27 protein-coding genes are annotated in these 26,354 nt (G+C 66.5%); 14 read left to right on the top strand and 13 right to left on the bottom strand.

Annotation, left to right across the window (positions count from 1 at the left end; translation table 11 throughout):
- The 5 genes from sucB to lipA form a co-directional block, all read left to right on the top strand.
- Window positions 1-749: 2-oxoglutarate dehydrogenase, E2 component, dihydrolipoamide succinyltransferase (sucB, locus tag ON34_RS08715; RefSeq protein ID WP_040776465.1), on the top strand; the 749-nt coding region annotated here is incomplete at its 5' end.
- Window positions 750-768: 19 nt separating this feature from the next.
- Window positions 769-1,677: a TIGR01777 family oxidoreductase gene (locus ON34_RS08710; protein ID WP_040776462.1), complete on the top strand. Its 909-nt coding sequence runs from the start codon at window positions 769-771 to the stop codon at window positions 1,675-1,677.
- Entirely contained in the window at window positions 1,674-2,210 is a 537-nt protein-coding gene (locus ON34_RS08705; RefSeq protein ID WP_040776459.1) for a GNAT family N-acetyltransferase, read from the top strand. Before ON34_RS08710 ends, ON34_RS08705 begins: the two co-directional genes overlap by 4 nt.
- A gap of 291 nt (window positions 2,211-2,501) precedes the next feature.
- On the top strand, window positions 2,502-3,254 hold the full coding sequence (gene lipB, locus ON34_RS08700) for a lipoyl(octanoyl) transferase LipB (protein ID WP_040776456.1): 753 nt from the start codon (window positions 2,502-2,504) through the stop codon (window positions 3,252-3,254).
- 10 nt (window positions 3,255-3,264) lie between these two features.
- Complete coding sequence (gene lipA, locus ON34_RS08695) at window positions 3,265-4,380, top strand: lipoyl synthase (RefSeq protein ID WP_040776453.1); 1,116 nt, start codon at window positions 3,265-3,267, stop codon at window positions 4,378-4,380.
- 385 nt (window positions 4,381-4,765) lie between these two features.
- Here the strand turns inward: lipA and ON34_RS08690 are convergent, their stop codons facing one another.
- Window positions 4,766-5,650 carry an alpha/beta fold hydrolase gene (locus ON34_RS08690; RefSeq protein WP_040776450.1) on the bottom strand — a complete coding sequence of 295 codons (885 nt, stop codon included), beginning with the start codon at window positions 5,648-5,650 and terminating at the stop codon, window positions 4,766-4,768.
- 117 nt (window positions 5,651-5,767) lie between these two features.
- Here ON34_RS08690 and ON34_RS08685 point away from each other — a divergent pair, with 117 nt between their 5' ends.
- The 3 genes from ON34_RS08685 (at window position 5,768) to ON34_RS08675 (ending at window position 9,435) form a co-directional block, all read left to right on the top strand.
- A complete protein-coding gene (locus ON34_RS08685) occupies window positions 5,768-6,709 on the top strand; it encodes an alpha/beta fold hydrolase (protein ID WP_040776447.1) in 942 nt (313 codons plus the stop codon).
- A 91-nt stretch (window positions 6,710-6,800) separates the two neighbouring features.
- Window positions 6,801-8,234 (top strand): ATP-binding protein, encoded by a 1,434-nt coding sequence (locus ON34_RS08680; RefSeq protein WP_040776444.1) that lies wholly within the window; start codon window positions 6,801-6,803, stop codon window positions 8,232-8,234.
- Between the two features lie 637 nt (window positions 8,235-8,871).
- On the top strand, window positions 8,872-9,435 hold the full coding sequence (locus ON34_RS08675; RefSeq protein ID WP_040776441.1) for a transglycosylase SLT domain-containing protein: 564 nt from the start codon (window positions 8,872-8,874) through the stop codon (window positions 9,433-9,435).
- Between the two features lie 192 nt (window positions 9,436-9,627).
- On the opposite strand, the gene ON34_RS08670 is transcribed toward ON34_RS08675, so the two are convergent.
- Entirely contained in the window at window positions 9,628-10,521 is an 894-nt protein-coding gene (locus ON34_RS08670) for a LysR family transcriptional regulator (protein WP_040776438.1), read from the bottom strand.
- A 113-nt stretch (window positions 10,522-10,634) separates the two neighbouring features.
- Here ON34_RS08670 and ON34_RS08665 point away from each other — a divergent pair, with 113 nt between their 5' ends.
- Window positions 10,635-11,567 carry an MBL fold metallo-hydrolase gene (locus ON34_RS08665; protein WP_040776435.1) on the top strand — a complete coding sequence of 311 codons (933 nt, stop codon included), beginning with the start codon at window positions 10,635-10,637 and terminating at the stop codon, window positions 11,565-11,567.
- Window positions 11,568-11,751: 184 nt separating this feature from the next.
- On the top strand, window positions 11,752-12,480 hold the full coding sequence (locus ON34_RS08660; RefSeq protein ID WP_157172232.1) for a hypothetical protein: 729 nt from the start codon (window positions 11,752-11,754) through the stop codon (window positions 12,478-12,480).
- Between the two features lie 40 nt (window positions 12,481-12,520).
- Here the strand turns inward: ON34_RS08660 and ON34_RS08655 are convergent, their stop codons facing one another.
- From ON34_RS08655 to ON34_RS08640, 4 genes are read right to left on the bottom strand one after another with little or no spacing between them, the layout of a single operon-like run.
- Window positions 12,521-13,036, bottom strand: a complete 516-nt coding sequence (locus ON34_RS08655; RefSeq protein ID WP_040776429.1) for a DUF2247 family protein — start codon at window positions 13,034-13,036, stop codon at window positions 12,521-12,523.
- On the bottom strand, window positions 13,033-14,349 hold the full coding sequence (locus ON34_RS35895) for a hypothetical protein (protein ID WP_157172231.1): 1,317 nt from the start codon (window positions 14,347-14,349) through the stop codon (window positions 13,033-13,035). The genes ON34_RS08655 and ON34_RS35895 overlap by 4 nt, the downstream gene beginning before the upstream one ends.
- Entirely contained in the window at window positions 14,346-14,651 is a 306-nt protein-coding gene (locus tag ON34_RS34475; protein ID WP_083889232.1) for a WXG100 family type VII secretion target, read from the bottom strand. The genes ON34_RS35895 and ON34_RS34475 overlap by 4 nt, the downstream gene beginning before the upstream one ends.
- Before the next feature lie 6 nt (window positions 14,652-14,657).
- Complete coding sequence (locus tag ON34_RS08640; RefSeq protein WP_040776419.1) at window positions 14,658-14,978, bottom strand: WXG100 family type VII secretion target; 321 nt, start codon at window positions 14,976-14,978, stop codon at window positions 14,658-14,660.
- Between the two features lie 282 nt (window positions 14,979-15,260).
- On the opposite strand from ON34_RS08640, the gene ON34_RS08635 reads away from it, so the two are divergent.
- Window positions 15,261-16,340 (top strand): saccharopine dehydrogenase family protein, encoded by a 1,080-nt coding sequence (locus tag ON34_RS08635; RefSeq protein WP_040776415.1) that lies wholly within the window; start codon window positions 15,261-15,263, stop codon window positions 16,338-16,340.
- Complete coding sequence (locus ON34_RS08630) at window positions 16,337-16,948, top strand: TetR/AcrR family transcriptional regulator (RefSeq protein ID WP_040776413.1); 612 nt, start codon at window positions 16,337-16,339, stop codon at window positions 16,946-16,948. The genes ON34_RS08635 and ON34_RS08630 overlap by 4 nt, the downstream gene beginning before the upstream one ends.
- 587 nt (window positions 16,949-17,535) lie before the next feature.
- Here the strand turns inward: ON34_RS08630 and ggh are convergent.
- The 5 genes from ggh to ON34_RS08605 form a co-directional block, all read right to left on the bottom strand.
- Window positions 17,536-18,897 carry a glucosylglycerate hydrolase gene (ggh, locus tag ON34_RS08625; protein WP_245547947.1) on the bottom strand — a complete coding sequence of 454 codons (1,362 nt, stop codon included), beginning with the start codon at window positions 18,895-18,897 and terminating at the stop codon, window positions 17,536-17,538.
- Complete coding sequence (locus tag ON34_RS08620) at window positions 18,894-19,982, bottom strand: ABC transporter ATP-binding protein (protein WP_040776410.1); 1,089 nt, start codon at window positions 19,980-19,982, stop codon at window positions 18,894-18,896. The genes ggh and ON34_RS08620 overlap by 4 nt, the downstream gene beginning before the upstream one ends.
- Before the next feature lie 13 nt (window positions 19,983-19,995).
- Window positions 19,996-20,865 (bottom strand): carbohydrate ABC transporter permease, encoded by an 870-nt coding sequence (locus tag ON34_RS08615; RefSeq protein ID WP_040776407.1) that lies wholly within the window; start codon window positions 20,863-20,865, stop codon window positions 19,996-19,998.
- A gap of 172 nt (window positions 20,866-21,037) precedes the next feature.
- A complete protein-coding gene (locus ON34_RS08610; protein ID WP_040776404.1) occupies window positions 21,038-21,883 on the bottom strand; it encodes a carbohydrate ABC transporter permease in 846 nt (281 codons plus the stop codon).
- A 2-nt stretch (window positions 21,884-21,885) separates the two neighbouring features.
- The gene (locus ON34_RS08605) at window positions 21,886-23,196 is read right to left on the bottom strand and encodes an ABC transporter substrate-binding protein (protein ID WP_040776401.1); all 1,311 of its coding nucleotides are present in this window, start codon (window positions 23,194-23,196) and stop codon (window positions 21,886-21,888) included.
- 81 nt (window positions 23,197-23,277) lie between these two features.
- On the opposite strand from ON34_RS08605, the gene ON34_RS08600 reads away from it, so the two are divergent.
- Window positions 23,278-24,450, top strand: coding sequence for an ROK family transcriptional regulator (locus tag ON34_RS08600; RefSeq protein ID WP_040776398.1), 1,173 nt, complete (start codon window positions 23,278-23,280; stop codon window positions 24,448-24,450).
- 123 nt (window positions 24,451-24,573) lie between these two features.
- Here the strand turns inward: ON34_RS08600 and ON34_RS08595 are convergent, their stop codons facing one another.
- Window positions 24,574-25,389, bottom strand: a complete 816-nt coding sequence (locus tag ON34_RS08595; protein ID WP_157172230.1) for a hypothetical protein — start codon at window positions 25,387-25,389, stop codon at window positions 24,574-24,576.
- Complete coding sequence (locus ON34_RS08590; RefSeq protein WP_040776393.1) at window positions 25,295-25,537, bottom strand: hypothetical protein; 243 nt, start codon at window positions 25,535-25,537, stop codon at window positions 25,295-25,297. The genes ON34_RS08595 and ON34_RS08590 overlap by 95 nt, the downstream gene beginning before the upstream one ends.
- Window positions 25,538-25,834: 297 nt before the next feature.
- Between ON34_RS08590 and ON34_RS08585 the strand changes: the two genes are divergently transcribed.
- Window positions 25,835-26,344, top strand: a complete 510-nt coding sequence (locus ON34_RS08585; protein ID WP_040776666.1) for a YbaB/EbfC family nucleoid-associated protein — start codon at window positions 25,835-25,837, stop codon at window positions 26,342-26,344.
- Window positions 26,345-26,354 lie beyond the last annotated feature (10 nt).

Genomic DNA, 26,354 nt, shown 5'->3' with positions numbered 1-26,354 from the left:
CCGCGGCGCGCCCGCAGCTGGCCCACCTGCGCGGCACCGTGCAGAAGGCCAACCGCATCCGCCAGATCACCGCGACCAAGACCCGCGAGTCGCTGCAGACCACCGCGCAGCTGACCCAAGTGCACGAGGCCGACGTCACCAAGATCGCCGCGCTGCGCAAGCAGGCCAAAGCGGCATTCAAGGAGCGCGAGGGCGTCAACCTGACGTTCCTGCCGTTCTTCGCGAAGGCGGTCGTCGAGGCGCTCGGCGTGCACCCGAACGTCAACGCCAGCTACGACGAGTCGACCAAGGAGATCACCTACCACGCCTCGGTGCATCTCGGCATCGCCGTCGACACCGAGCAGGGCCTGCTGTCCCCGGTCATCCACAACGCCAGCGACCTGTCCCTGGCCGGTCTGGCCCGCGCCATCGCCGACATCGCCGATCGCGCCCGCAACGGAGGCCTCAAGCCCGACGAGCTGGCCGGTGGCACCTTCACGATCACCAACATCGGCAGCCAGGGCGCGCTGTTCGACACCCCGATCCTGGTTCCGCCGCAGGCGGCCATGCTGGGCACCGGCGCGATCGTCAAGCGTCCGGTCGTGGTGGTCGACGAGACCGGCAACGAGTCCATCGGCGTCCGCTCGATGTGCTACCTGCCGCTGACCTACGACCACCGCCTGATCGACGGCGCCGACGCGGGTCGCTTCCTGACCACGATCCGGCACCGGCTCGAGGAAGCGGCGTTCGAGGCCGATCTCGGCCTGTGAGGAAGGTCCCGCGGCACGTATGAAGGTCGTGATCGCCGGCTCGTCCGGGTTGATCGGGACGGCGCTCGTCGCGGCTCTGCGCCGCGACGGGCACGACGTCGTCCGGCTGGTGCGCAGAAACGCGGCCGGACCGGACGAATTCACCTGGAACCCCACCCGCGCCCACCTGGACGAGCGAGCGCTTCGCGGTGCCGACGCCGTGGTCAACCTGTGCGGCGCGAGCGTCGGCGGACGCCGCTGGACCGGCAGCTTCAAACAGGAGTTGCGCGACAGCCGGATCACGCCCACCGACGTGCTCGCGGACGCGGTGGTCGCCGCGAACGTGCCGGTGCTGGTCAACGCCAGCGGCGTGCACTATTACGGCGGCGCCACCGGCGACCGGGTGGTCACCGAAACCTCCTCCGCCGGTTCCGGTTTTCTGGCCACCCTGTGCCGGGACTGGGAGAACGCGACCGAGCCCGCCGCCGCGGCCGGTGTGCGCACGGTGCTGCTGCGCAGCGCGGTCGTCCTGTCCCGCACCGGGGGCATGCTCGGCATGCTGCACCCGCTGTACTCGCTCGGGTTGGGCGGTCGGCTGGGCAACGGCCGTCAGTACACGCCGTGGATTTCGATGGCCGACGAGATCGGTGCGACCGTGTTCGCGCTCACGCACGACTCGGTGTCCGGTCCGATCAACGTGGTCGGTCCCGCACCGGTCACCAACGCCGAGTTCAGCCGTGCGCTGGGGCGCGCGCTACACCGGCCCACTCCGCTGGTGATTCCTTCATTCGTGTTGCGCGCGCTGGTCGGCGAGCTGGCGCAGGAGGCGATCCTGCACGGGCCCAGAGCGATTCCCACGGCCCTCGAGGAGGCGGGCTACCAGTTCCAGCATCCCACCATCGGCGCCGCGCTGGCCGCCGTCGTGGGACGACCCGGAGACGAGCTATGACCGACCGACTCGACACCAGGCCCGCCACCGTAATCCGCGACGCGAACCCCGACGACCTGCCCGCGATCCTCACCATCCACAACGCGAACATCGCCGCCTCCACCGCGATCTGGGACACCGAGCAGGTCGGTCTCGACGACCGCGTCACCTGGTACCGCGAGCGCACCGGCGCGGGTCTGCCGGTTCTGGTCGCCGACGTCGACGGCGAGGTGGCCGGGTACGCGAGCTACGGCCCGTGGCGCACCAAGTCGGGTTACCGCTTCACCGTGGAGAACTCGGTCTACGTCGACGAGCGCTTCCACCGCCGCGGCATCGCCACCGCCCTGCTCACCGAACTCATCGAACGCGCGCGCCGCGCGGGCACGGTGCACGCCATGATCGCCGTCATCGAATCCGGCAATACCGGGTCGATCCAGCTCCACGAACGATTCGGGTTCCGCACGGTCGGCGTGTTACCCGAGGTCGGCCACAAATTCGGGCGCTGGATGGATTTGACGCTGATGCAATTGACGCTGCCCGTCACCGTGGACTGAACTCAGCGACCGCCGCGCTGTTCCTCGCAGGCACGTCGGGCTCCACGAAGAGCCACGCCGCGACGCGAAGCCCGTGCTACCGCCGTCACCCCTGCGGATCGCGCTTCCCTATGCCCGCGCCTGCTTGCCCGGAGCGGGCCCACCGGAGTTGGGAATACCTCTGCGCGGGTGCCCACGTCCATCGGCGCTCACCGGCCAGCATCCACCCAGCTCTCGCCGGGCAAACCCGATCGCCTGTGGCAGTTCCCACATCGAGGTGCTGGAATCGGGCATCCCCGTGGGCGTACCGTCATGGTCGTGAACGACACGCGCACGACCCTGTCCGCCCGATTCGATACGACCCCGATCGTGGTCGAGGATCTCGGACTCATCGACTACCACGCCGCATGGGACCTGCAGCGCACCATCGCCGACCAGCGCGCCGAGGGCAACGGATCCGATCATCTGCTGCTGCTCGAGCACCCCTCGGTCTACACCGCGGGCCGCCGCACCGAGGCCGACGATCTGCCGATCGACGGCAGCCCCGTCGTCCAGGTGGACCGCGGCGGCAAGATCACCTGGCATGGCCCCGGTCAACTCGTCGGCTACCCGATCGTGCGCCTGGCCGAGCCGGTCGATGTGGTCAACTACGTGCGCCGTCTCGAGGAGGCGCTGATCACCGTCTGCGCCGGGCTCGGCCTCGTCTGCGGCCGGGTCGAGGGCCGCTCCGGCGTCTGGCTGCCCGCAACCGAGCTGTACGCCGAGCGCAAGATCGCCGCGATCGGCGTGCGCGTGCAGCGCGGCGTCGCCCTGCACGGCTTCTCGTTCAACTGCAACTCCGCCATGGACGGGTTCCAGGCCATCGTTCCGTGCGGTATCCGCGACGCGGGCGTCACCACCCTGACTCGCGAGCTCGGCCGCGAGGTGACCGTGGCCGAGATGAAGCCGCTGGTGACCGACGCCGTCCTCCGCGCGCTCGACGGCGAACTGCCGGTCACCGAGCACGATATCTCCCGTCCGACCCCGGCCGAGACCTCCCCGCAGGCCCCGACCGCGACGGCGTAAGGTCGATGAAGTGACCTCAGTCGACACCCCGACACCGCACAGCGCGGCCGCAGCCGAACCTGCTGCGGCACTCCCGGGTCCCTCCGCGGCTACGCAAGCTACCTCCTCCGGGCCCGACGCTCGTGCCGCCAACGGCCGCAAGCTCCTGCGCATCGAGGCGCGCAACGCGCAGACGCCGATCGAGCGCAAACCCAAGTGGATCCGCACCCGCGCCACCATGGGCCCCGAGTACTCCGAACTCAAGGGCTTGGTGAAGCGTGAGGGACTCCACACCGTCTGCGAGGAAGCAGGCTGCCCCAACATCTTCGAGTGCTGGGAAGACCGCGAGGCCACCTTCCTCATCGGCGGCGAACAGTGCACCCGCCGCTGCGATTTCTGCCAGATCGACACCGGCAAGCCCGCGGCCCTCGACCGCGACGAGCCCCGCCGCGTCGCCGAAAGCGTCCAGGCCATGGGCCTGCGCTACTCCACCATCACCGGCGTCGCCCGCGACGATCTCGACGACGGCGGCGCGTGGCTCTACGCCGAAACCGTGCGCGCCATCAAGCGTTTGAACCCGCACACCGGCGTCGAACTGCTGATTCCCGACTTCAACGCCGACCCCGGGCAACTCGCCGAGGTCTTCTCCTCTCGTCCGGAAGTGCTGGCGCACAACCTCGAAACGGTCCCGCGCATCTTCAAGCGCATCCGCCCCGCCTTCCGCTACGAGCGCTCCCTGGCGGTCCTGACCGCTGCCCGCGAAACGGGATTGGTCACCAAGTCCAACCTCATTCTCGGCATGGGCGAAACCCCCGAGGAAGTCACCCAGGCCATGCGCGACCTCCACGAGGCGGGCTGCGACATCCTCACCATCACCCAGTACCTGCGCCCCTCCCCCCGCCACCACCCGGTCGACCGCTGGGTGAAGCCGGAAGAGTTCGTCGAACACTCCAAGGCGGCCGAGGAAATCGGCTTCGCAGGCGTCATGGCAGGGCCTCTGGTCCGCTCGTCCTACCGAGCCGGTCGGCTGTATGCCCAGGCGATGGCCCACCACGGCCGCGAAATCGCCCCGGAAATGGCTCACCTCGCCGAGGAAGGCACCGCCTCACAAGAGGCCAGCTCCGTGTTGGCCCGTTTCGGCTCCTGACCACTTACTGAGCAGTGTCGGCCCTCGCACACTCTTCCTGCGCGAGGCCGACGCATGTCGCGATGTCCGGCCTGCCGTCGCGGACACTGTCATCGGCCTCGCATTGTCTACGGCGGCCGATCACCAGGTCGACGAGCAGTTCGCGCGGCAGAGTCGATCAGCCGAGCGCCGTCGGACCCGGTGCGCCGCACAGTGGCCGTGAGCGCGGTGCCCTTCCCATTCCAGCGGCCGAACTGCCTCTTTTCGACACCGGCGACTTCGCCCTGAAACCCCATGTCGCCGAGCTCGTCCCGCTCACCGCGGATTTCCTCGATCGCTGCCGGGTTCGGGCGCCGAGGCTATTTCGGAGATCTGGATGGCCCACCCGATACGCGGCGCAACAGCGTCAGTCGATCAAACCGCGCACGGTGTCGATGACGACGCCCGGCTGTTCTTCGGGCAGGAAGTGACCACAGTTCACCGTCGCCGTGCGGAGATTCGGCGCCCATGTCGACCAGATCTCCAGGGGGTCGAACGGAAGAATCACTTCCCCCGGATCCTGCCAGAGTGCGGCCACCGGCATCTCCAGTCTGCGTCCGTCTCGGCGGTCCGCCTCGTCGTGGGCCGGATCGACATACGCGCTGGCCCGATAGTCGGCACACACGGCGCGGATGGCGTCGGGATGGGCCGCCGCAGTGAGGTAGTCGGCCCGGATCTGAGCGGGGATCGCATCGGCCACGTGTGTCCACGTGTCGAGGAAATGCCCGAAGAACAGGTCGGAATCGGCTCGAATCATGCGCTCGGCGAGATCGGTGCGTTGGGCGAGCAGGTAGAGGTGGAAGGCGAAGATGCCGGAAGTCCCGTGCAGGGCGCGCCATGTGTCCGCTGCCGGTAACACGTCGAGGATCGCCAGATGGGTGATCGCCTCCGGATGGTCCAAACCGGCACGGAACGCGACCAATCCGCCCCGGTCGTGCCCGGCGACAGCGAAACGGTCGTGGCCCAGCGACCGCACGAGTCCTACGATATCGGCGGCCATCACACGTTTGCTGTAGGCGTCACCGTCCGGGCCGCCCGCAGGCTTGTCGCTGGCGCCGTAACCACGCAGGTCCGGGCAGACCACCAGATGATCGCGCGCGAGATCGGTGGCGACGTGGCGCCAGGCGAGATGCGTCTGCGGGAACCCGTGCAACAGCACGATCGGTGCTCCGGCGCCTGCTACGCCGACGTTGAGAGCGACATCGCCGACCGGCACGCGGTCATAACTGAATCCGCTGATTCTGTTGTGCACGCCTGGAAGATAGCCCCCGCCACCGACAAGTCCGTGAGGCCCGCCACAGCCCGTCACGTCTCCGGGCACGAGTTCGTCCACCAATCGAGACCAACTCAGCCAACCACGGAGTGCATCATGAGGATCAGCATCTGGGCCCGCCGACTCGCCCTCGGACTCGTCACCGTCATCGCCGCGCTGTTCGCGATCGCCCTGCCGGTGGCCTACGCCCGGAACCCGCCGGGCTCGCCCGACCGGCCCGCCTACCTCGATCGCATCGAGTCTCGTTATGCCGATACCGATCTGGCCCGATTCCATTACACGGTGACCGGTCAGGGATCACCGGTCGTGCTCGTCGCGGGTGGTGGGCTGTGGCAGTACTCGTGGCGCGACGTGATTCCCGCGCTGGCGCGGCAGCACACCGTGTATGCGGTCGATCTGCCCAGCCAGGGCTATACCGAACTGCGCCGCCCCGGCTTCGCGTTCGACCTGCCTGCCATGGCCCAGGCCATCGGCGCCTTCTTCGACGCCATCGACTTGAACCACGCTGCGCTGGTGGGGCACTCGTGGGGCGGCGCGTGGAGCCTGTACTTCGCCGAGCAGCACCCCGAGCGAGTCGACCGGCTGGCCCTGCTGGATTCGCCGGGCCTCGACGCCGAAAAAGCACCCGTCACACCCGTTTTCCAGACACCGATACTCGGCGAACTCGCCACGAAGCTCACCACCCGCGACTTCTATGCCGACAGCATCCGCGGCACCTTCCACCGCAAGCACCTGGTCACCGACGAGATGATCGACGAATTGTGGCCGCCGTTCTCCCGCCCCGACAACCGCGACGGCTTCCTCGCCCTGTGGCGTAACCTCGACTACCGCCGCACCGACGCCGACCTGTCCAGGGTGACCGCCCCCACCCTGGTGCTCTGGGGCGGCGCCGACGAATGGCTGCCCGCCACCCAAGCCGAACGCCTGGCCGCGCGAATCCCGAACGCCACTGCCACGGTACTGCCCGGCTGCGGTCACACCGTGCACGAGGACTGCCCGACCGAGACCATTCCGCTGATCGAAAATTTCCTCGGCTGAACCGCCACCGAACGCATCCACTTTTGGCAGATAATTTGGATAAACTAAGACCCAATCTTAGTAAGATCTCGCCTTAGTTTAGGAGCTGGTTGTGGAGTTCACAGGGAGATCCGCCGACCTCGACCTGCTCGCTCGTCAGCTGAACTCGGTGATCGACGGCACCGGCACCACCCGTGGCCGTGCGGTCATCGTGACCGGTCGTCGGCGGGTTGGGAAATCACGGCTCGTCCAGGAGTTCTGCGATCGGTCGAACCGCGCCTACCTGATCTTCCAGGCAACACGCGGCCGCAATCCAGTCGCCGAGCGGGAAGAGTTCACCGCCACGGTCGCTCAGTCCGCGCTCGGGGGTGCACAACTGGTCAGTGGGTTGCAGGCCACCGACTGGAATCAAGCTCTCCGGTCTCTTGCGATCGCCTTGCCAGATGACGCCCCCTGCATCGCGGTCATCGATGAGGTGCCGTGGTTGGTCGAACAGGATCCGGACTTCGAAGGCGCGTTGCAGACGGTGTGGGATCGCCACCTGTCGGACAAGCCGGTCCTTCTCGTCCTGGTCGGCAGCGACATCTCGGTTATGGAGGCCCTCGGATCACGAGACCGGCCGTTCTTCGGACGCGCGACGAAAATGACCGTCGAGCCACTACACCTAGCCGATGTGCAGGCCATGACCGGCCTCAACGCCGCCGAAAGCGTCGACGCGCTGTTGATCACCGGCGGATTTCCCGAGATCGTCAGTTCCTGGCGCCCAGGAATGAGCCGAACCGACTTCCTGCGCGACGCAGCTGCGAACCCGCTGGCCCCCTTGCTCGTCGCGGGCGAGCTGTCGCTGCTCGGCGAGTTCCCGGAGGGCCTCCGCTCGCGCGCGGTCCTCGAAGCCATCGGCAGCGGCGAACGAACCTTCAGCACCATCGCCGCACAAGCCGGTGGACAGAACGCGCTGCCAGCGGGCACCCTCAATCCGATACTGAACACGTTGCAAGACAAGCGAATCATCGCCAGCGAGCTGCCGCTGTCGACGAAATCGGACACTAAGAACAAGCGCTACCGAATCGCCGACTCCTATCTCCGGTTCTGGCTCGCCTTCCTGCAACGCGGCATCCCACTCATCGAACGCGGCCGTGGCGATGTCGCGCTGACCCGCATCGAACGCTCATGGACCACATGGCGCGGACGTGCTATCGAACCGTTGGTCCGCGAATCCCTCCTGCGCCTGCTGCCCGACGAACGATGGCCCGACACCGAGGCGGTCGGCGGCTGGTGGAACCGACAGAACAATCCCGAAATCGACCTCGTCGGCGCCGACCGCGAGCCAGTTGCCAGGGCAATACATTTCATCGGCTCCATCAAGTGGCTCGAAGACCGGCCCTTCGACCGCCATGACTTCGACAACCTTGCCCGCTCGCTGCTCGCGGTACCCGGGACCAGTCATGACACACCGCTGGTGGCGGTTTCCCGGTCCGGCGTTGCGGAGAACCTTCCACTTGCACTGCACTGGGGGCCGGAAGATCTCGTCCGAGCCTGGGAGTGACACCTGTGCCGCATTCGGGATGGCCTTCGAGCATCCTCGGCGACACCGCAGGAAGCCGCCCGCCGCGACTCCCAGTGAAACTGGTACTCCCCGGTTTCGGCCATACAGTGCACGAAGATTGCCCGACCGAGACCATTGCTGATCGAGAATTTCTCGAGAACCGCCGCGATTCTTACAGCGACTCCGCAGCCCAACCTGTATCGGATCGTGACAAAAATGGCCGCGTTACAAGCAAAATCAAATTGTGAGACATATCACGTTTGCCATTGAATCCGCAGGTCAGCGACCTATCGACATGCTCGATACCAGTTGTCCAAGATCGGCAATTTCCACTATTAACTGTTTGTTTGCTGAATGTTCACCTATCGTGACCAAGCTGATATCAGGTTCAGAAAAGACCTGAGAAGCCAGAATCACAATCCGTGACTGGATTCTCCCCCGGGTACGACAGCGGCACCTGAGGGCACCGCGCCCAGTTCCCGCATCGCGCCGCCAGGAATTCGAAGCCTGGCCTTTCACAACGAAATCCGAAAACAGCACATGGCCGATACGGGCGAACTCCTTGCCGGACGCCCGCTGTCGATCCGCGCTGCCTTGTCGGGGCGGATCGCCGCACGATCAAGGAACTGATTTCGCAATGCCTGAGTCACGCTTCTCTCCTTTCCGCTACCGGTCGCTTCGTAACGGCGCCGTCCTCGCGGCCGCGATCGGCATCGTCGCCCTCGGTGCCTCCACCGGGGTGGCGGTGGCCGATGACGCCGTTCCGTCCCGTATCGCGACGGTCGCCGATGTCCCCGGCCTGCCCGGGCTTCCCCCACTGCCTCCGCTGCCCGCGCTGCCGCAGCTGGGCGTCCTGCCTCCGCCGGCGCCTCCGGTCTACGAGAACAACCTCGACGGCTGGATTCGCCAGTCCCTCGACATCATGCGCGTGCACAACATTCCGGGTAGCTACGACAGCATCCACCGCAACATCATGCGCGAATCCGGCGGCAACCCCCGCGCCATCAACACGTGGGACTCCAATGCCGCCAAAGGCACTCCCTCCAAGGGACTGCTCCAGGTGATCGATCCGACATTCAACGCCTACCACGTCGACGGCACCCCCTTCGATATCTGGGACCCGGTCGCCAACATCACCGCCGCCTGCAACTACGCGGCTCACCGGTACGGTTCGATCGATAACGTCAACGGGCCGTACTAAAGGCTCGGCCGCACCTCCGACAGCGCCTCTCCGTCGCACCGACGGGGAGGCGCTGTCGTCTACCGCGGCTCATCGATGACGGCCGAGTATGCGTCGTCGGGGAGATCACCGGCGTCGGCGTCGAAGGCCAGGCGCTGCCCGAAGAGGCACCCGGCGCGCGACGCCTGGGTCGGCGCTCGCCACGGTGCGCGATCACCGCGTGAACCGGTCGGACGTCGAGCGGATGGATCGCCCGCGGTAGATGTCCTCGGTGATCCGCGTGAACGACCGCACCAAGGGGTTTCGGTCCCCGGTTCTCCAGGCGATCACCAGATCACTGGTCGGCATGTCCGGCACGGGAACGACGGTCAGCCCGGGAGGCATGCTGTGTCCAAGAGACGTCAGCCCGACGGTGTCGTTCCACAGCACCGCCTGGACGCATTCGTGGATCGTGCGAACCACCGGGCCGTCCTCACGTGTGCCGCCGAAGGGCATCCAGAACGCGCGCCATGCGCTGTCGACGTCCTCGGGCAGCCTGAACCACCGCCGGTCGGCCAATTCGGCGCGGCGCAAGCTTGCGCGTGCCGCAAGCGGATCGTCGGATCGCAATACGACGCCGATCGGATCCGACCGCAGCACCCGGACCGTCAGACCGGTCTGGTCGAAAGGTGATCGGGTCAAAGCGATGTCGGTCGTCCCGGATCGCAAACCGGCTGTCGGATCGGTGAAGTCGACTTCCCGGATGCGGATCTCGACGCCTGGGTGCCGGTTTCTGAAGACGTCGGCCAGTGTGGCACCGGCTTGTTCTGCGCTGTCGGCCAGCGTGCCGAGCCTCAGCACCGACGCACCCGCTGCCGCTACGGCCCGGTCTCGCGTGTGGTCGGCTTGGGCGAGCAGTGCGCGAGCATCGATGTAGAGCGATTCACCAGCTGGCGTCAGGACCACTCCCTGCGGAGAACGGTGCAGCAGTGCACAACCCAGTTCGGCCTCGAGTTGCCGGATGGCCCGGCTCAGCGGCGGCTGGGTCATCCGGAGACGGGTGGCGGCACGGCCGAAGTGGAGTTCCTCGGCCACCGCCACGAAATATCGCAGCGTCCGCAGTTCCATCACCGGCGACGATACCCGCTCGGTATCGGCTGCGGAAAACCGGACTTGGACGACCGAAGAGGCTGCGGGCGAGGCTGAATTCACAGCCACGATCACGGACAAGGAGATCCGAGATGCCCTCAGCCAGTAGCGTCGGCCAGTATGCGCTTCCCGATCCGGTCGTAAGCCTCGGCAAGGTGGAGGAGATCGCCGAGAACCTCGTCGTCATCGCCGATCAGCGTGTTCCGCTGGTACCGAATATCGGCCTGATCGGCGGCCGGGAGGCCGTGCTGGTGATCGACACCGGAATGGGGCCCAGCAATGCCGAGACCGTGCTGACCTTCGCCACCGAGTACGCGCAGGGCCGCGAGCTGTATCTCACCACCACCCATTTCCACCCCGAACACGCCTTCGGCGCACAGGTTTTCGCCGACGCGGCGACCTATGTGACCAACCGCGCCCAAGCCGACGACCTGAAACATCGGGGCGCGAATTATCTCCACATGTTCCGCGGACTCGGCGAAACGGTGGCTCGCCGACTGGATGACGTCGCGGTGGTGCAACCGGATCTGGTCTACGACACCGCCAGCCACGAGCTCGACCTCGGCGGCCGCGTCGTCGAATTGACGGCGGCCGGACAGGCCCACACCATGGGTGATCAGCTGATTCGAATCCGCGACGCGGACGTCCTGTTCACCGGAGACCTGGTGGAGGCCGGTCAGTTCGCGATCTTTCCCTGGTTCCCGCCGCACGACACCGATGTCTCGGGCCTGCGCTGGCTGGCGTTGATGGAGCGGCTGGCCGCCGACCCGGCGCAGACCGTGGTGCCCGGACACGGCGATGTCGGGGGCCCGGAACTGCTCGCCGACGTCCGCGACTACCTCCGAATGCTGCGCGACGAGACATGGAAGCGGCGCGACTCGGCCATGAGCCAGCCAACGATCATCGAGGAGGTCAGTGCCCTGATGATCGAACGCCGCCCCGAATGGCAGGGCCGAGAGTGGCTCGCCACCGGCGTCGCCTGCATGTGCTCCGAATACGAACACACCGATCACGACGAACGGTGATCCGGCAGCTGCCTCATCGAGCTCACGCGGCAGCACGGGCTCCGGTCCTGTGTCGCAACGATGGCTCGAATCCGCTGACGCGCGGATCGAGCGACTGAGCCGACGAGCGACCGTCGGCGCTGGTCGCGTCCGTCCTCCCGCCAGTGACAAGAAGCACACGCGCGGAAGGACTTACGCTTGCGAAATGTCCCGCTGGAGCACACACGGCAGCAAGAGGGGCTCCATAGGCTCGGCTCAGCTCGAGAACCAAAGACTCGCAGCGACAACGCTTTCCATGGGACACGCGCAACTGGACACCGCCAGCACGCGCAGTCTCGGTCCGCTCTCGGATGCCGACAGCGACGCATCAGGATCAACCTCGTCTACCGGGCTCCATACCCAGGTGACAACCGAATTGCCCCGCGACGCAACGGAAGATCTGCCGCAATCGACCAAACAATCAGGGCGAGAGGATGATCGAGAACACCGCTTCGGCACGGCCGCACTGATCGGCCTCTGCATCGGCGTGGTGCTTTTGGTGGTCTCGGGTTGTCTGTTCGTCGATCGTCCCACCGAGCAGGCGACACCGGCCACGTCGCTTCGCACCAGCGCGCCGCCGAGCACCACGGCGCCACCGACTACCGCGCCCGCGACGACGTCCACACGTGTTCCACCTGCAGGCAGGCTGGGCATCGGGGTGGCCTTGGGGAAGGTCATCGCCAACGACGGCACGACACTGGTGGTCAAGAATCTGACCGGCAGCACCGTCAGGGTCCGCAGCAACACCGCCACCAAGACGTACGTCCTGTCGGCCGCCCGGGCGGCCGACATCAGCGTCGGCACCGTCGTCGCCGTCTACGGCCAGACACAATCCGACAAGTCGATCATGGCCAGTGTCATCACGGGCATCTGGGTCAACGCCTCCCCCAGGTGATTCGCTCACACGGATCGGAACGGGATCGAAGGGCGAAGTTTCAGTTCGTATCGGTGTCGCGGGCAGGAGCCCGGTGGAGATAATATCCCTTCTTCTCATCGAGATACCGCTGCCACCGCTGCTTGAGGCCGAGCATCCCGGGCAGGCTACCCGCGGGTGGAGGCATGAAGGTCACGAACTCGCCGACCTCTTCAGGATAACCGAAGTCAGCGAAAATCATATCCACCGTCTTGAATGGCTCATCGAAGTCGCCTTGGTGCTCGTGCACCCACGCAAGCGCCAAGTAGGTCCACACCCGATCATCATGGTCGGCAAGCTTTTCCAGCAAATCAGGAACCCGATACAGCTCATCGGAGAGCAGCAGAGAGATCTCCTCCACCGCATCCATCTTCGTCGGAGCCGGTATCACGCTCGTAAGCGCCAACGCGACAACATCTTCCGACGTAAGCCACTGATGCTCATAGCCGTATCTGAGCTCACCTGGCGTCAACTGCGCCCAGTCGGCGACGAACGATGCCGGGATGTTGAACTTCACCGAGTCGCTCGAATCGCTCATGGCTTGGTCGGAATTCCGTTGATAGTTCCATTGCGGACAAATAGTTGATGAGTCACTTTACCTCCGTCGATAATCCACTCGAATCGCCCAGGCGTGCCGTTCACCTCACCCGGCATCTGGACCAGTGTAACTGCCCTTCCATCACCACCGATGAGCTCTGTCACCGTGCCGTTCTTACCGATATCGTCGACCGGGAACGAGGCCGAGCGGTGGAACACGTCCGGCTTGAGGCCCGATCCTGTTCGGTCGGCGTTCTTGATGATTTCCTGCGCCTCTTGCGAGGTGGGGAGCTTCGTCGGCGGGCCGTCACCAGGAGTCCTCTTTCGCCACCTCTGGTAGATGTTCTTGCCCAGCTCGGCCAGACGCTTCAGCCTGTCCCATGCCTTTTTCGCACCCTGCCAAATAGTCGGCGGTATACCCCGCGCGATGTTCTTCGCGATCTTCCACGCATCGATGGCTCGCTCGATGATCTTATGGAACTTCTCGATGGTTTTCGCGAGCTTGGCGGCGCCGACTGCTCCACCGAGACCAAAGCTGACCGCAGATGCCGCCGCTGTGAATATCGCGTCGACCGCCATCTCCGCGGCGAAATCGATAATAATACCTTTGAGCTGCTCGCGAAGCTCCTCCGTGTGACTCTTGTACTCGGCGCATGAGGTAGCCTGGTCATTCGAAGCAGTTTTCAGATCTTCAACCGACGTCGACAGATCGTTGAGATCTTCGATCACAAAGGGTATTTCGTCGGAGCTGACTCCGGAAAACATTCCCGCGAGGCTCCGCAGCTTGTCGGAGGCCGATCGAATCGGATCTCCTGATGCCAGATAACTCCATATCTTACGTGCATTTTCCAGTTTGTCGACATCACCGTCGGGTACTGGGATTCCTACCTTGGCGGCAAGCCCGATACCGCCGTCTATCAATCCGCCATGGGGTGGTCCACCCGCCGACGGCGGGGACGACGGTGTGCAGCCGGGCGAAGTGGGTGGCAGCGGAGGCGGAGACGGTGGCGCTCCAGGAGCACCTGCCGCATCGTGTTCGGCAATCGCGTGGTTGTGTCCTGCCTGGCGCAGGATTTCGGAGTAGTTCTCGGCGGCTCGAATAGCCGCTTCCCAACCCGCCAATACGGCCAGCGCACCTTCGTCGTAGGTCCTCGCCCATTCACGGGCCGCGTCGAAGGTCCCAGCCATCCCACCGCAATGCTGCTTCAGCGCATCGACCGCATTGGCGTATGCGCCGTACATTTCCAGCGCCGCGTCATGACAACGGGTAGCCGCCGAGTAGTAGATGTTCGGATCGACTGTGAGTGTCGTCATCTTCCGAGCATTCGCACGTTCGTGGCAACGGCACCGGTGTAGGTCTCGTGCGCCCGTCGGGTTGCGTCTTCGAGAGCTTGCAGGCCCTCTTGGACATCGGCAGCCCCCACAGCCCACTCACGGTGTGCCTGCGCATACGCGGCCGCGGCAGGTCCCGTCCACGAGGAACCCAGCGCCTTTGCGCGACTGTCCAGTTCATCCAAGTGGCCGGTGACGAACTCTTTGAAGCCGCGAACCCGAGCAGTTACGTCCTCGAGGTGCTGCAGATCTACCTTGAAAGCGCGTACATCTCCGCTGGCCATATCCGCTCACAGGTCCAGTGAGCTGAAGCCGGGTGCAGTCCCGGCATCCACGACTCGGTAGGTCTCAGCTGTGATTCCGAGCTTCTCCGCGAGCTCGAACAATGCCTCCCACACTTCCACGGCACCACCTCGCATCTCGTTCCATCCCGCGAGATAGGCATCGGCGGCAGCTCCCTCCCATGCGCTCATCAGTCCGTTGACTTCGACGTCCAGTGACACGGTGCCGGAACGCAATTCGGTCGCTATTCCGTAAACGTAGCGCCCGAACTCCTTGACATTCTCGGGTATCACTGACAACGAAGCCGAGGCACTCGGCTCTTCGGACACGCAACTCCCCCTTCGTCTTTGCGCCTGGTACGACGATAGGACTAACATGCCCAACGCGCAAAGCGGCTTCGACTTCGTCTTAATTGCGATGTCGCAGAGCAACTTCCATCACGCGGGGCTCGATCGACTCGCTCTGTCACCACGTGTCTCAGCGCCATATGAGGCTTTACGAGCAGGATGACGAGCCTCGATCCGGCAAGCGGCTCGGTGCCGGGCCGCCGCGGTTCGGCCCGGGACGGCCCGCGCTGGATATTTTAGGTCATTTGACCTATATTTGACGATGTGAGCGATGATCTCCAGTTCGATGCGCAGGGCCCGGTTCTTCTGGTCGGCGGATACGGGACGGTTGGCGCTGAGGTAGCGCGCATGGCGGCTGCGTCGCTACCGCTGCTGCTCACCGGCCGGTCCATGGAACGCGGTCGGCATCTGGCGGCGGAAACCAGTGCGGCGCTGCGAGTGTGGGATCTGGCCGATCCGGCTCCCTTTCGAGCGGGCGTGCGAGCGGTCGCCGGGCTGGTCAATGATCCCGATGACCGGGTCCTGCGGGCGGCGATCACGGGTGGGGTGCCGTTCGTGGACATCACCCGCTGGACCAGTCGCTTGCAGCGCGCTGCGACTATTGCCTCGATGCTCGGCCCGACCGCACCGGTGCTGCTGTCGTCGGCGTGGATGGGTGGCGTCACCAGCCTCGTCGCCGCTCATCTCGCCGACGAGCTCGGCGGCGCGGACACCGTCGAGGTGGCGATCCGGTGGGACCTGCGGGACCGCGCCGGTGCCGACTCGGTGGAGTTCATGGACCGGCTCGGACTGGATTACGAGGTGGTCCAGGACGGGCAGCGGCGTACCGTGATGCCGCTCAGCGACGCTCGGCGAATCCGCATAGGCGACAGCGTCACCAGAGTCGCCCGCATCGACACGCCGGAACAGTTCACACTGCCCCTGACACTCGGCACCACCACCGCGGTAACCCGGATCGGATTCGGTTCTGCCGCGGCAACTTCCGCGCTGCTCGCGGTCAAGCGAATCGGGTTCTTCCGCTGGGGGCGCGGTGACCGCTTCGCCGGTGCGCGGCGGACACTGCTGTATGCGTCGGGTGAGGGCGGCACCGCTAGTGTGCGCGTCGATGTCACCCATGACGGAATCACCCGTAGCGCGGTTGTGACCGACCCGGCCGGGCAAGCGCATCTCACAGCGGTCGGCGCACTGCTGGGGATTCGCCGAGTCCTGGGGCTGGACGGAGCACCCGTCTCGCCCGGCGTGAGCTTCCCCGAGCAGACACCCGCGCCCACCGAGGTTCCGGCCATGCTGGCGAAACACGGTGTGCGGATCGACACCACAACCGCGACCGGCAGGGCCGCATGACCCAGCCGCCGCGCGCCGCCAAGACCACCAAGGGAACCCAACGCCGAAGCGACCTGCTCGACATAGCGGAACAGATCCTCATCGAATCCGGACACGGCGAACTGACCATGCGCGCCGTCGCCTCCGCCGCCCGGATACGTCTGGGCCATTTGCAGTACTACTTTCCGAACCGCGGCGATTTGATCACCGCGGTGCTGAACCGCGCCCTCGAACGGTCGCTGCAACGTCTGGCCCCCCTGCTGACAGCCAGCCACCCCGTCACCGATCTGATCCGAATGCTGCTGGCCGAGCAAGACGACCCCCGGCTCGTACGCATCTACACCGAAGTGTGGGCGCTCTCCGCCCGCGACGAATCGATAGCCGAAGCGGTACGCGGTTTCTACCGGGTCTACCAAGAACAAGTCACGCACGTCATCCGGACACGGAATCCCGAAGTGCCCGAAGACCTCTGCCGCACGAACGCCCGGATCTTCACCATGCTCATCGAAGGCTCCGCACTGTTCCGCTCCGGCATCGCCGACCACGCCGACGCGGCTACGGACGACGCGCTGATCGCAACGGCCTCCGCCCTTCTGGCGCCGCAGACCGCCGCGGCACAGAGCACGTGATCGAACCCGGCTCCGACCACTGTGACAGAACCGCATCCCGCGCCTCGACCGGTGCTCGCTGCCGTCCGCCGAGGTCCGGTTCTACTGGCCACCGCCATAGAGTTCGATTGCGGGCGTCGCCGAGCGCGGATCAGGCGCTGGGCCACGATGCGGCCACCGCGCCGGGCTTCGCGGTCTTGCTGAGCTCCGTCCTCGGTGTGGCGGCTCTCTTGTGCGTCCATTTCGACCGGGCTCCGCTCATCGGAAGCTTGACGGTTGCCGATCAGCTCGTCTGGCTGGTGGTCGGCGGGATTCTGTTGAGCGTTTCCCTGCTCGTTTGGGCGATCAAGACGCTATACCTCGTCGGCAGGGAGCGGCGGTGGTCCTGGAAGGTCACCGCGGTCCCAGCGGTGGTCCTTGCGGGATTGGTAGCCGGATTGGTGTGTCGGCCCGCAAGTTTCGATTCCGAACGCCCGGAGATGGAAGGAGTCGCGGTCGAGACGCTGCGCGCGGATGGGCCGAATATCCGCCGAGACCTGAGCCTGAGCGGCTCGGCACAGCCACCGTTCGTGGTGCTGAGAACTGACCGCCTGCGGCGAATCCCCGGCTCACCACACTCCGCACAGCCAGTCGAGTACCACGGCAGCGGTCCACGACTGGTTCGTGCTGCCGAGCGGTTTGCCGGTGAACGGCTCGTAATATTCGCCGAACGAGCCATCCGACACCAGATGCACGCCCTGGGCGCGGAACTCGCTCGCGTGCCGCGGCCAGTCGCGCTGCTCGAACGCCCAGCCGAACAGCCAGGTGATCACCGGCCACTGCGGACCACGCCAGTAGCGGCGCGCGTCGAAATCCGGAGACGAGGGCGACACCGACGGCGGCACGGCGGCGAGCAGGTGGGGATTGCCCGACCAGTCCGGGCCGTCCAGGGTGGACATGAGCCGCTTCTCGACGTCGGCGGGCAGACCGCCGCACAGCAGCGGCGCGAACCCGGCGATGGACTCGGTGCTGAGCCACCGGTCGTGCCGGATATCGCGGTCACGCGCCATACCGGTCTCGGGGTGCACGCTGCCCGCGACCGCTTCCCGCGCTCGCGCCGCCCACGCACGCAGTTCGCCGATGCGCCCGGAATCGGCGCCGAGGTCCTCGCCGAGCCCGGCGAGGGTATCGCTGGCCACGGAGAACACCGCGGTGGTGAACACATCGCCCACCAGGAAGCTCGACGTGCGCACGACCTCGTCGGGGTGGTAGTTCACCCGCTTCATCTGCTCGATCAGCCACAGGTATCGGTCGTAGTCCTCCGCGCTCGGCCGCTCGCTCGCGTCGTTGACCTGCAGCAGGTCCAGCCGCGTGTACGGCGGAAGGTCCGGGCCGGGGACGACGGCCGCGTAGGGCTCGTCCCAGCGGGGCGAGTTGTCCATGCCGGACTCCCACCCGTGCACGATCGACACCAGACCGCTCGCGTCGGGCATACGGTGCCGCACGACCCAGCGATGCCAGCGATACAGCGCGGGCCAGGCGCGCCGCGCGAATCGCTCGGCGAGTTCCGCGTCGGCCTGTGAGGTCTTGCGCGCGATCTCGACGATGCGGCGCACGGCGATCGCGTGCACCGGCGGCTGACAGATCCCGGACGTGCGAATGCCGGACGGCGCATGCGGCGCGGAATCGGTGCCCCAGCGGTCCGGCCCCGGAAAGTAGGCGCTGTCGTCGGTGAACACGATGTGCGGGATCATCCCGTCGGCCCATTGGGCGGCCAGCAGCGTGCTCAGTTCCGTGACAGCGCGGTTCACGTCCAAGTAGGCCAGTCCGATCGAGATGAACGCCGCGTCCCAGCTCCACATGTGCGGATAGAGCTTGGGCGCCGCGGTGACCAGGCTGCCCGTGTCGTTGTCCCGGAGGACCAGCGTGGCGCGGGCGACCAAGCGGGCGGGCTGGAAATGGATATCGCGGTCGCCCGCGGCGGTGATCACTCGACCTCCAACAGCAATCCGGTCTCCGGGTCGTACCAGCGGCATGCCTCGGGCGGCACGCGCAGGGTCAACGTGCCGCCCTCGTCGGCCCGGAAGCCGGGCGGCGCTTGGACTTTCACCGTCTGACCGCCGACGGCGGTGGTCAGCAGCGTCGACGAGCCGAGCGGTTCGAGCACCTGAAGCTCGCCACGCACCGTCACGTCGGCCGGACCGGCGTCCACCACGATGGCCTCCGGGCGGATACCGAGCCGCAGCGTGCCGCCTTCGAACGACGACAGCGCCGAAGGCACGGCGAGAGACTGCCCACCCAGATCGATGCGCGGCCCGTCGTCTCCCGCCGCGACCGCGCCGGTGAGGAAGTTCATCGGCGGGCTGCCGAGGAAGCCGCCGACGAATTCCGTCGCGGGGTCGTCGTAGACCTCGGTGGGCGGGCCGCACTGGACGATCGTCCCGTCGCGCATCACGGCGACGCGGTTGCCCAGTGACAGTGCCTCCACCTGGTCATGGGTGACGTAGATCGTGGTGGTGCCGAGTTCCGCGACGAGTTTCTTCAGCTCCGCCCGGAACGAAAGCCTCAGCAGCGCGTCGAGATTCGACAGCGGCTCGTCCATGAGCAGCACGTCGGCGTCCATCACGATCGCCCGCGCCACCGCGACACGCTGACGCTGCCCGCCGGACAACCGCGCCGGATACCGGTCCAGGTACGGCGTCAGCTGCAACAGCTCCGCGGCCCAGGCGACCTTGCGGCGGATCTCGTCGGCGGGCACGCCGTGCACCCGCAGGCCGAAGCCGATATTGTCGGCGACCTTCTTGTTGGGGAACACGGCGTAGGACTGGAACACCATCGACAGATTGCGCCGCCGCGGCTCCAGATAGGTGACGTCCTTGCCGCCGATCACGATCTGCCCCGAGTCGGGCAGCTCCAATCCGGCGATCATGCGCAGCAAGGTGGTCTTGCCGCAGCCGGAGGGCCCGAGCAGCACCATGAACTCGCCGTCGGAGATCTCCAGCGAGACCTCGTCGGTGGCGCGCGCCGTCCCGCCGGGATAGGTCTTCACCAGATCCCGGACCACCACTTCAGCCATCAGCGAACCCCTGTCATCTCAGCGTCGTCCCCCACATGTTCACCAGGTAGCGCCGCATCACGAAGATGAACAGCAGCGCCGGGATGATCAACGCGAAACCGCCGGCGAAGCGGTACGCGGTCGACGCCTCGTCCAGCGCCGTGAGCACCTGCGCGGGCAGCGTGCGGTGCCCGAGCGTCACGATCGTCGCGCCGAGAATCTCGTTCCACGACAACACGAATGTGAAGATCGAGGACGCGGCCAGGCCCGGCAGCGCGAGCGGCACCACGATCTTGCGCGCGGCCTGCCATCGGGTGCAGCCGAAGACCCGCGCGGCTTCCTCCAGATCGGGCGGCACCGCGACGAAGATGCTCGCCGTGATCAGCACAGTGGTCGGCAGCGCGAGCGTGGTGTGCACCAGCGTCACGGCGAACACCGTGTCGTAGACGTCGATCCGCAGGAACATCGTGGCGAGCGGCACCGACAGCACCACGATCGGCAATGCCCGCACGAAGAGGATGAACACTTGGTAGGCGTCTTTGCCCCGAAAAGCATGCCGGGCCAAGGCGTATCCCGCTGGCGCACCGACAACGAGCGACCAGAACACCGTGTAGAGGCCGACGAGCACCGAGTTGCCCAGTGCCGAAGCGGTTCCGGTGGAGCGAAAGAACGCGAGGAGTGTCTCGGTGGAGAAATCGGCGGGGATCAACGGCTTCGGGAACTCGTTGAGCGCCTCACGCGAGGACACCGCCGCGAGTCCGATGAGGACGATCGGCAGCGCCATGAACACGGTCACGGCGAGGCAGGCCACCTGCACCCACACTCTGCGCCAGCGGCGCCTGCGCAGGGGCGCGCGGTCGATAGGGGGCAGCGAGCGCTGCGGGGGCGCCTCGGTCTGGTTCATCGCGATCCCTGTGTTCCGCGGGAGTGCGCCGTCACCTCGACGAGCACGTGTCGCACCGAGCCTCCTGCGTCCTGCGGGAGCTGTCCGCACTCCAGCACTGCGCGATCGTGTCGCACCGAGCCTCCACCGTCCCGCGGGAGCCCTCCTCGCTCCAGCGCTACGCGAGTGGGTCTCATCGCGCCTCCTCCGGTTGCCGGACCGTCCGCAGGTAGAACACCGCGGTGGCGAGCGAGATAGCCAGGACGATCAGCGAAACGGCGCTGGCGACCGCGGGGTTTTGCAGGTTCGCGTACCACTCGTAGGTCTCACCGACGAGCAGCGGAAAGTCACGCCCCGTCAACGCCTGCGCGACGGCGAACGCCTGCAGCGCGAGGATCGTCCGCAGGATCAGCGCCACCTGGAGACTCGGTCCGAGCAGCGGCAGCGTCACGTGCCGCAGCCGCTGCCAGAAATTCGCGCCGAACACCTGCGCGGCCTCGTCGTAGTCGCGCGGAATCATCTGCACGCCCGCCACCACGATGACGAACACCAGCGACGTCGCGCGCCAGATCTCGGCGATCACCACCGCGAGCAGCATCGTGCCGGTGTTCTGGTAACTGAGCCACTGCACACCGTGGTCGGAAAGACCGACCCCGACGAGCAGTGAGTTCAGGTAACCGCGGTTGTCGAAAATCGACAGCCACACCAGGCCCGCGGCCAGTTCGGAGATCGCCAGCGGCAGGCACCACAGATAGAAGTGGCCGCCCGCGAACCGCGGCCGTGCCTGCATGAGCAGCGCCATGCCGACGGCGAGCACCAGCTGGATCGGCACGACGATCACGATCAGCAGGAGCGTGTTGCGCAGGGCGCTGAAGATATAGGGATCGTCGAACAATCGCTGCCAGTTGGCGAGGGTGAAGCCGTCGTCACCACGGAATGCCTCCAGCACGCCCTGCCCGAGCGGCCAGCCGAACAGCGCCAGCATGAGCACGATCGACGGCAGCAGCAGGATCCACGGAGAGCGCAGTCGCGACATCATGGCTAGCTCACCCGGCACAGGTCGGCGGCCGGGTCGGGAGCCCAGCACGGCACTTTCAGGTCGTCGAGGATGCCTTGGAGCACGCGCGCCTGCTGATCCAACGTGGCTCGAATATCGGCTCTGTCGAGCACGATCGAGCGGAAGCTGTCCTTGAACACCTTGCTCACCTCACCTTCGCGCTGGCCGAGACCCACCGGCGGAAGCGACAGAATGGCGCCGGGCGCTTCCTGCTGGCGGCGCACCGCGTCGGCCTCGAGTTGGACGGCCGGTGGCAGGTCGTCCGGGATCGTCGTGTCGACGGAGGGGAAGAAGCCGTTGGAACGCAGCAGCCGCAGTTGGGTTTCCGGGCGGGTGAGCGTGCTGATCGTCCGCTGCGCGAGTTCGGGATCCGAACTCCCCTTGGGGACCGCGAGTCCGGCGATCACGGCCATGTAGCCGAGGCCGTGCGCGCCGCGCGGTGCTGGCAGCATCCGCCAGTTCCGGGGGTCGCGCTCCGGCGCGTCGACAAGGCGGACGACGTGATCCCACGCCACCCGCACCTCGCCGCTGTCGAGCGGCTCCTGCATGAAGTCGTAGTTCGTGCTGGACGATGCGCAATTGGCCCACAACTCACGGAAGTACTGCCACGCCGTCACGGCCTCGTCCGAGCGAAAGGTGGTGATCTGCCCGCCGGTGAACGAGGGCAGCAGGAAACCTTGTGTGAACCGGTGCAGCAGACCCTTCGGCCCGGCAGGCAGGCCGAGCATCGGGCGGTTGCCATTCGCGCGGCGCGCCGCAATGGCCCAGTCGAGGAACTGGTCATAGGTCAGCGATGTGGCGTCGACGCCGGACGGCAGGTGCTCGAGCGCGTCAGCGTGTGCGGCAAGGACGTAACTCGCGGTGGCCCAGGGGATGTACCACGTCCGATCGGTGCCCACCTTGGCGAGTCTCAGGTAGTCGGAGGACCAGCCTCGGTCACCGAGGTCGGCGAGCAGGCCGGTGAGGTCTTGCAGGTAGCCGTCGGCGAGCGGCGCGATGTCGCCGTGCAGACCGCCGAGCAGACCGATCTGCGTGGAACCCGCATCGACCTGGCTGCGCACCTGGCTCGAGAACGGACTCTCCTCGATGGTCACGTAGCCCACGCCTGGCGCGGTATCGGCGAGCAGGCCGCGGAACCGCTCGGCCTCGTCCGCGGGACGGAACTGCGTGGACAGGAAGATCATCCCGCCGTTGCCGCTGGTCGGGAAGCCCGTGCACGCCGCGGCGGACAGGGCCGCCGCGCCCGCGCCCGCGGCGCGCAAGAAGGATCTGCGCGTTACACCGGATACCACCATGCATGGCTCCTGTTCGGGCACATCGTGTTTCGGACTTTTGTCAGTTTGGTTAACGTAAGTCCGTTGAGGGATATTGTCAATATGTCCGCGACAACGTCCACGCCGTCGAGCCCCACCTCACCGGGACATGTGCTCGCCCTGCTGCGCGCCTCGGGCCCGCTGACGCGCCTGGAACTGCAGGAACGCGTGGGACTGTCGCGGGTGACGTTGGTCGAGCGACTGGAGGTGCTGCGTGCTCTCGGCCTGGTTCGCCAAGCGGGCCACCGGGAATCGAGCGGCGGACGGCGTGCCGAAGTACTCGAGGTCGACGACACCGGCCGCACCGCCCTCGTCGCCGACCTCGGACAGAGCCACGCGACGCTGGCGGTGGTCGACCTGCGCGGCACGGTGTTCGTGCGCGAGGACCATCGGCTGCCGCTGCGGCACAGCCCACGGGAGATCGTGCCGATGCTGCTCGAGGCAGGCCGGAAGTTGTTGCGACAGACCGGACGAGCCGACACGCTGTGCGCGATGGCGCTGTCGGTGCCCGGGCAGATCGATCATGAGCGCGGAGTGACCGTGGCGCCACCGACCATGCCGGACTGGAACGGCGCCGCGCTGCGCGAGCCGTTCGCCGACGCGCTCGGCGTTCCCGTCCTGCTGGAGAACGACGCGAATGCGCTGGCGTTCGGCGACTTCTGTGCGCTGGGCCGCCCCGCGGCGACCCTCGTCGGAGTGAAGGTGGGCACCGGAATCGGTGCCGGTGTGGTGATCTCGGGACGCGTCCACCGCGGCGAGAGCGGCTCCGCCGGCGAGATCGGGCACATGCGGATCGAGGGCAGCCAGCAGCGCTGCAGCTGCGGCCGCCGCGGGTGCGTCGCCGCCAGCGCCAGCGGACAGGCGCTGGCCCGAGAGCTGCGCCCCCTCGGCGTGCGCACGGTGGACGATGTCGTCCGGCTCGTCGGCGACGGCAGACCGGACGCGATCCGGTCCACCGAAAAGGCCGGGCGACTCGTCGGGACCGTCGTCGCGACGATGGTGTCGATCGTGAACCCGACCTATGTCCGCGTGGGCGGCGCGATCGGCGTGCTGCCACCGTTTCTCGAGGGCCTGCGCCGCACCGTCGAGTCGAACGCGCACTCGAGCGCACTGCGCAACCTCGACATCGGTCCGTCCCAGCTGGGCGAGAACGGCGCCTTCGTCGGGTTGGCGGGCTTGGTCGCCGACGAGATGCTGTCACCGGAGACGGTGGACGCGATGGTCGCGGCGCGGTAGGACCGGCTCGTCACGCGATGCACCCGAGCAGCAGACTTTTCGGTGCGCGACAATCTGACGGCAATGCGTGACTGCACCTGATGCACTGAATTCGACTGCGGAATTGCCGAATCGTGCGCTGGCTCAGCGATCCGGCCAGGTGACGAAGTCGAATTCGAGGTATTGCTCGGCGGCGGAGGGGACGTGGGTCACCGTCAGGGCGGCGAGGTTGCTCTGCTCGGTGCGCACACAGATCGCGCTGCCGATGTGCAGGGCATAGAGATTGGGCAGGGTCTTGGTCCACGAACCCGCAGCGACTGCGCGGCATCGATCGTGCGCGTCGGAACCGGTTGTGGCGTCGGCGGGGATCGCGAGTCGTGGTGTGCCGTTGCTCATTGCGTTGAGGCTGTCGGCGATCTTCGACGGGCTCACATCGACGCCAGGCAGGTCTTGGTCGTGGATCTGTCCGGTGTCCAGATCGATGCCTTGAACGTTGACCAGCGTCTGATGGCCCTGGGCGAGGGCTGCCGGTTTCGGCGATGTTGTCGGCGCCACGACGGTTGCGCTTGTCGGCGACGCGGCAGATGACGATGTGCTGGGCGAGGGCGAGTCCGACGAGCACTGCGCGATCCCGAAGATCACGGCGACGACCACGCCGATGGCTCCAGCGGCACCGCCGATGATCGTCCACGCGCCTTCACGCTGGCGATTGCCTTGCTGTTGGTGATCGTTCTCGCCGGGATCGCTGCTGGGTCCCTCGTCTGGCATCCGCTGCCCCCGTTGGTCCGATGTCGCCGAGCCCTGTCGGCAGTAGGCTAGCTCGAGCCCGGTCCGCACGGCCGGTGGTTGAATCTGATTCGACTCACTATCGCTCGCGCAGAACGGCTTCCACCGCCTGCGCCCACACCGTTTGGTAAATCGCCAAGGCATCGTCTGCGTCACCGAGGATTCGGCGAGCATTCGCCGCGGCGACCTCCAGCCGATCCGCGATCGGCCCGATCCGATCCAGGAGGATGTCACGAGTCAGCCGGTCGGCATGCTCGGCGTCGCCGAGCAGCACGGCCGCTTCCGCTTCCAGGCACCGCTTCAGTTCGGACAGTTCCGCCACGCCTGCCAGGTTTCACACGACTCGCTCAGATAGCGGCCAAGATCGCTGATCACTCCCCCGACGCCCTGACTTCCGCCCGCCGCTTCGATCCGATCGGCATCCTCGAGCAGCGCCCCAGCGGACCGAATCCCACCCGAAAACACCCCATCCAACGGCCGTCACACGAACGTGCGGGTGCTCCTTGCAGTTGCGGCGTCCGCATGGCCGGTGATGAAATCCGACATTCGATGGAACCGATCACCGGGCCGCTGCGTCAGATTCAGCAACGGACCGAATTCTCGAAAGTGGGGGTTGAAGGTGCAGGACAGCGGGCGCGACGCGACGCAGCCATCCACCGATGCGCTGCGCGATCAGGTCGATTCGCTTCTGGAAGTCTTCGAGCAACAGCGCAGAGACCTGGCCGACGCTCAGTCCGCGCTCGCGAGCACCACGGTCACAGCGTGGTCCTCGAACAACCTGATACGTGTGGTCAGCAACGCCGCCGGTGTTCCGGTGGAAGTCCACGTCGAGCCGGAGGCGTTCAAGCGTTCCACTCCGGAGAAGCTGGGCCACTCCATCACCGAGGCCGTCCAGTCCGCCGCCCGGCTGGCGCTGGAAGCGACCCAACAGGCCGTCGCACCTCTCGAAGCGTCAGCAGGCGGAATTCCCGATCTCTCGGATCTGGTGCCCGGCGCCCCCAGCATCCGTGATCTCGTCCGCACGATGTTTCCTGAACCTCCCACCGCACAGGACGAACCCGCATCGCTGGATGAGGAATCCGAGGACGAGTACTACCGCAACCGCTCCTACCTGCGGGACCGCCCGTGACCCATGCCAA

The organism is Nocardia pneumoniae NBRC 100136, from assembly GCF_000308755.1.
Taxonomy (GTDB): Bacteria; Actinomycetota; Actinomycetes; order Mycobacteriales; family Mycobacteriaceae; genus Nocardia; species Nocardia pneumoniae.
The sequence above is the reverse complement of the archived record's forward strand: the minus strand, read 5'-3'. Positions and strand labels throughout refer to the sequence as shown.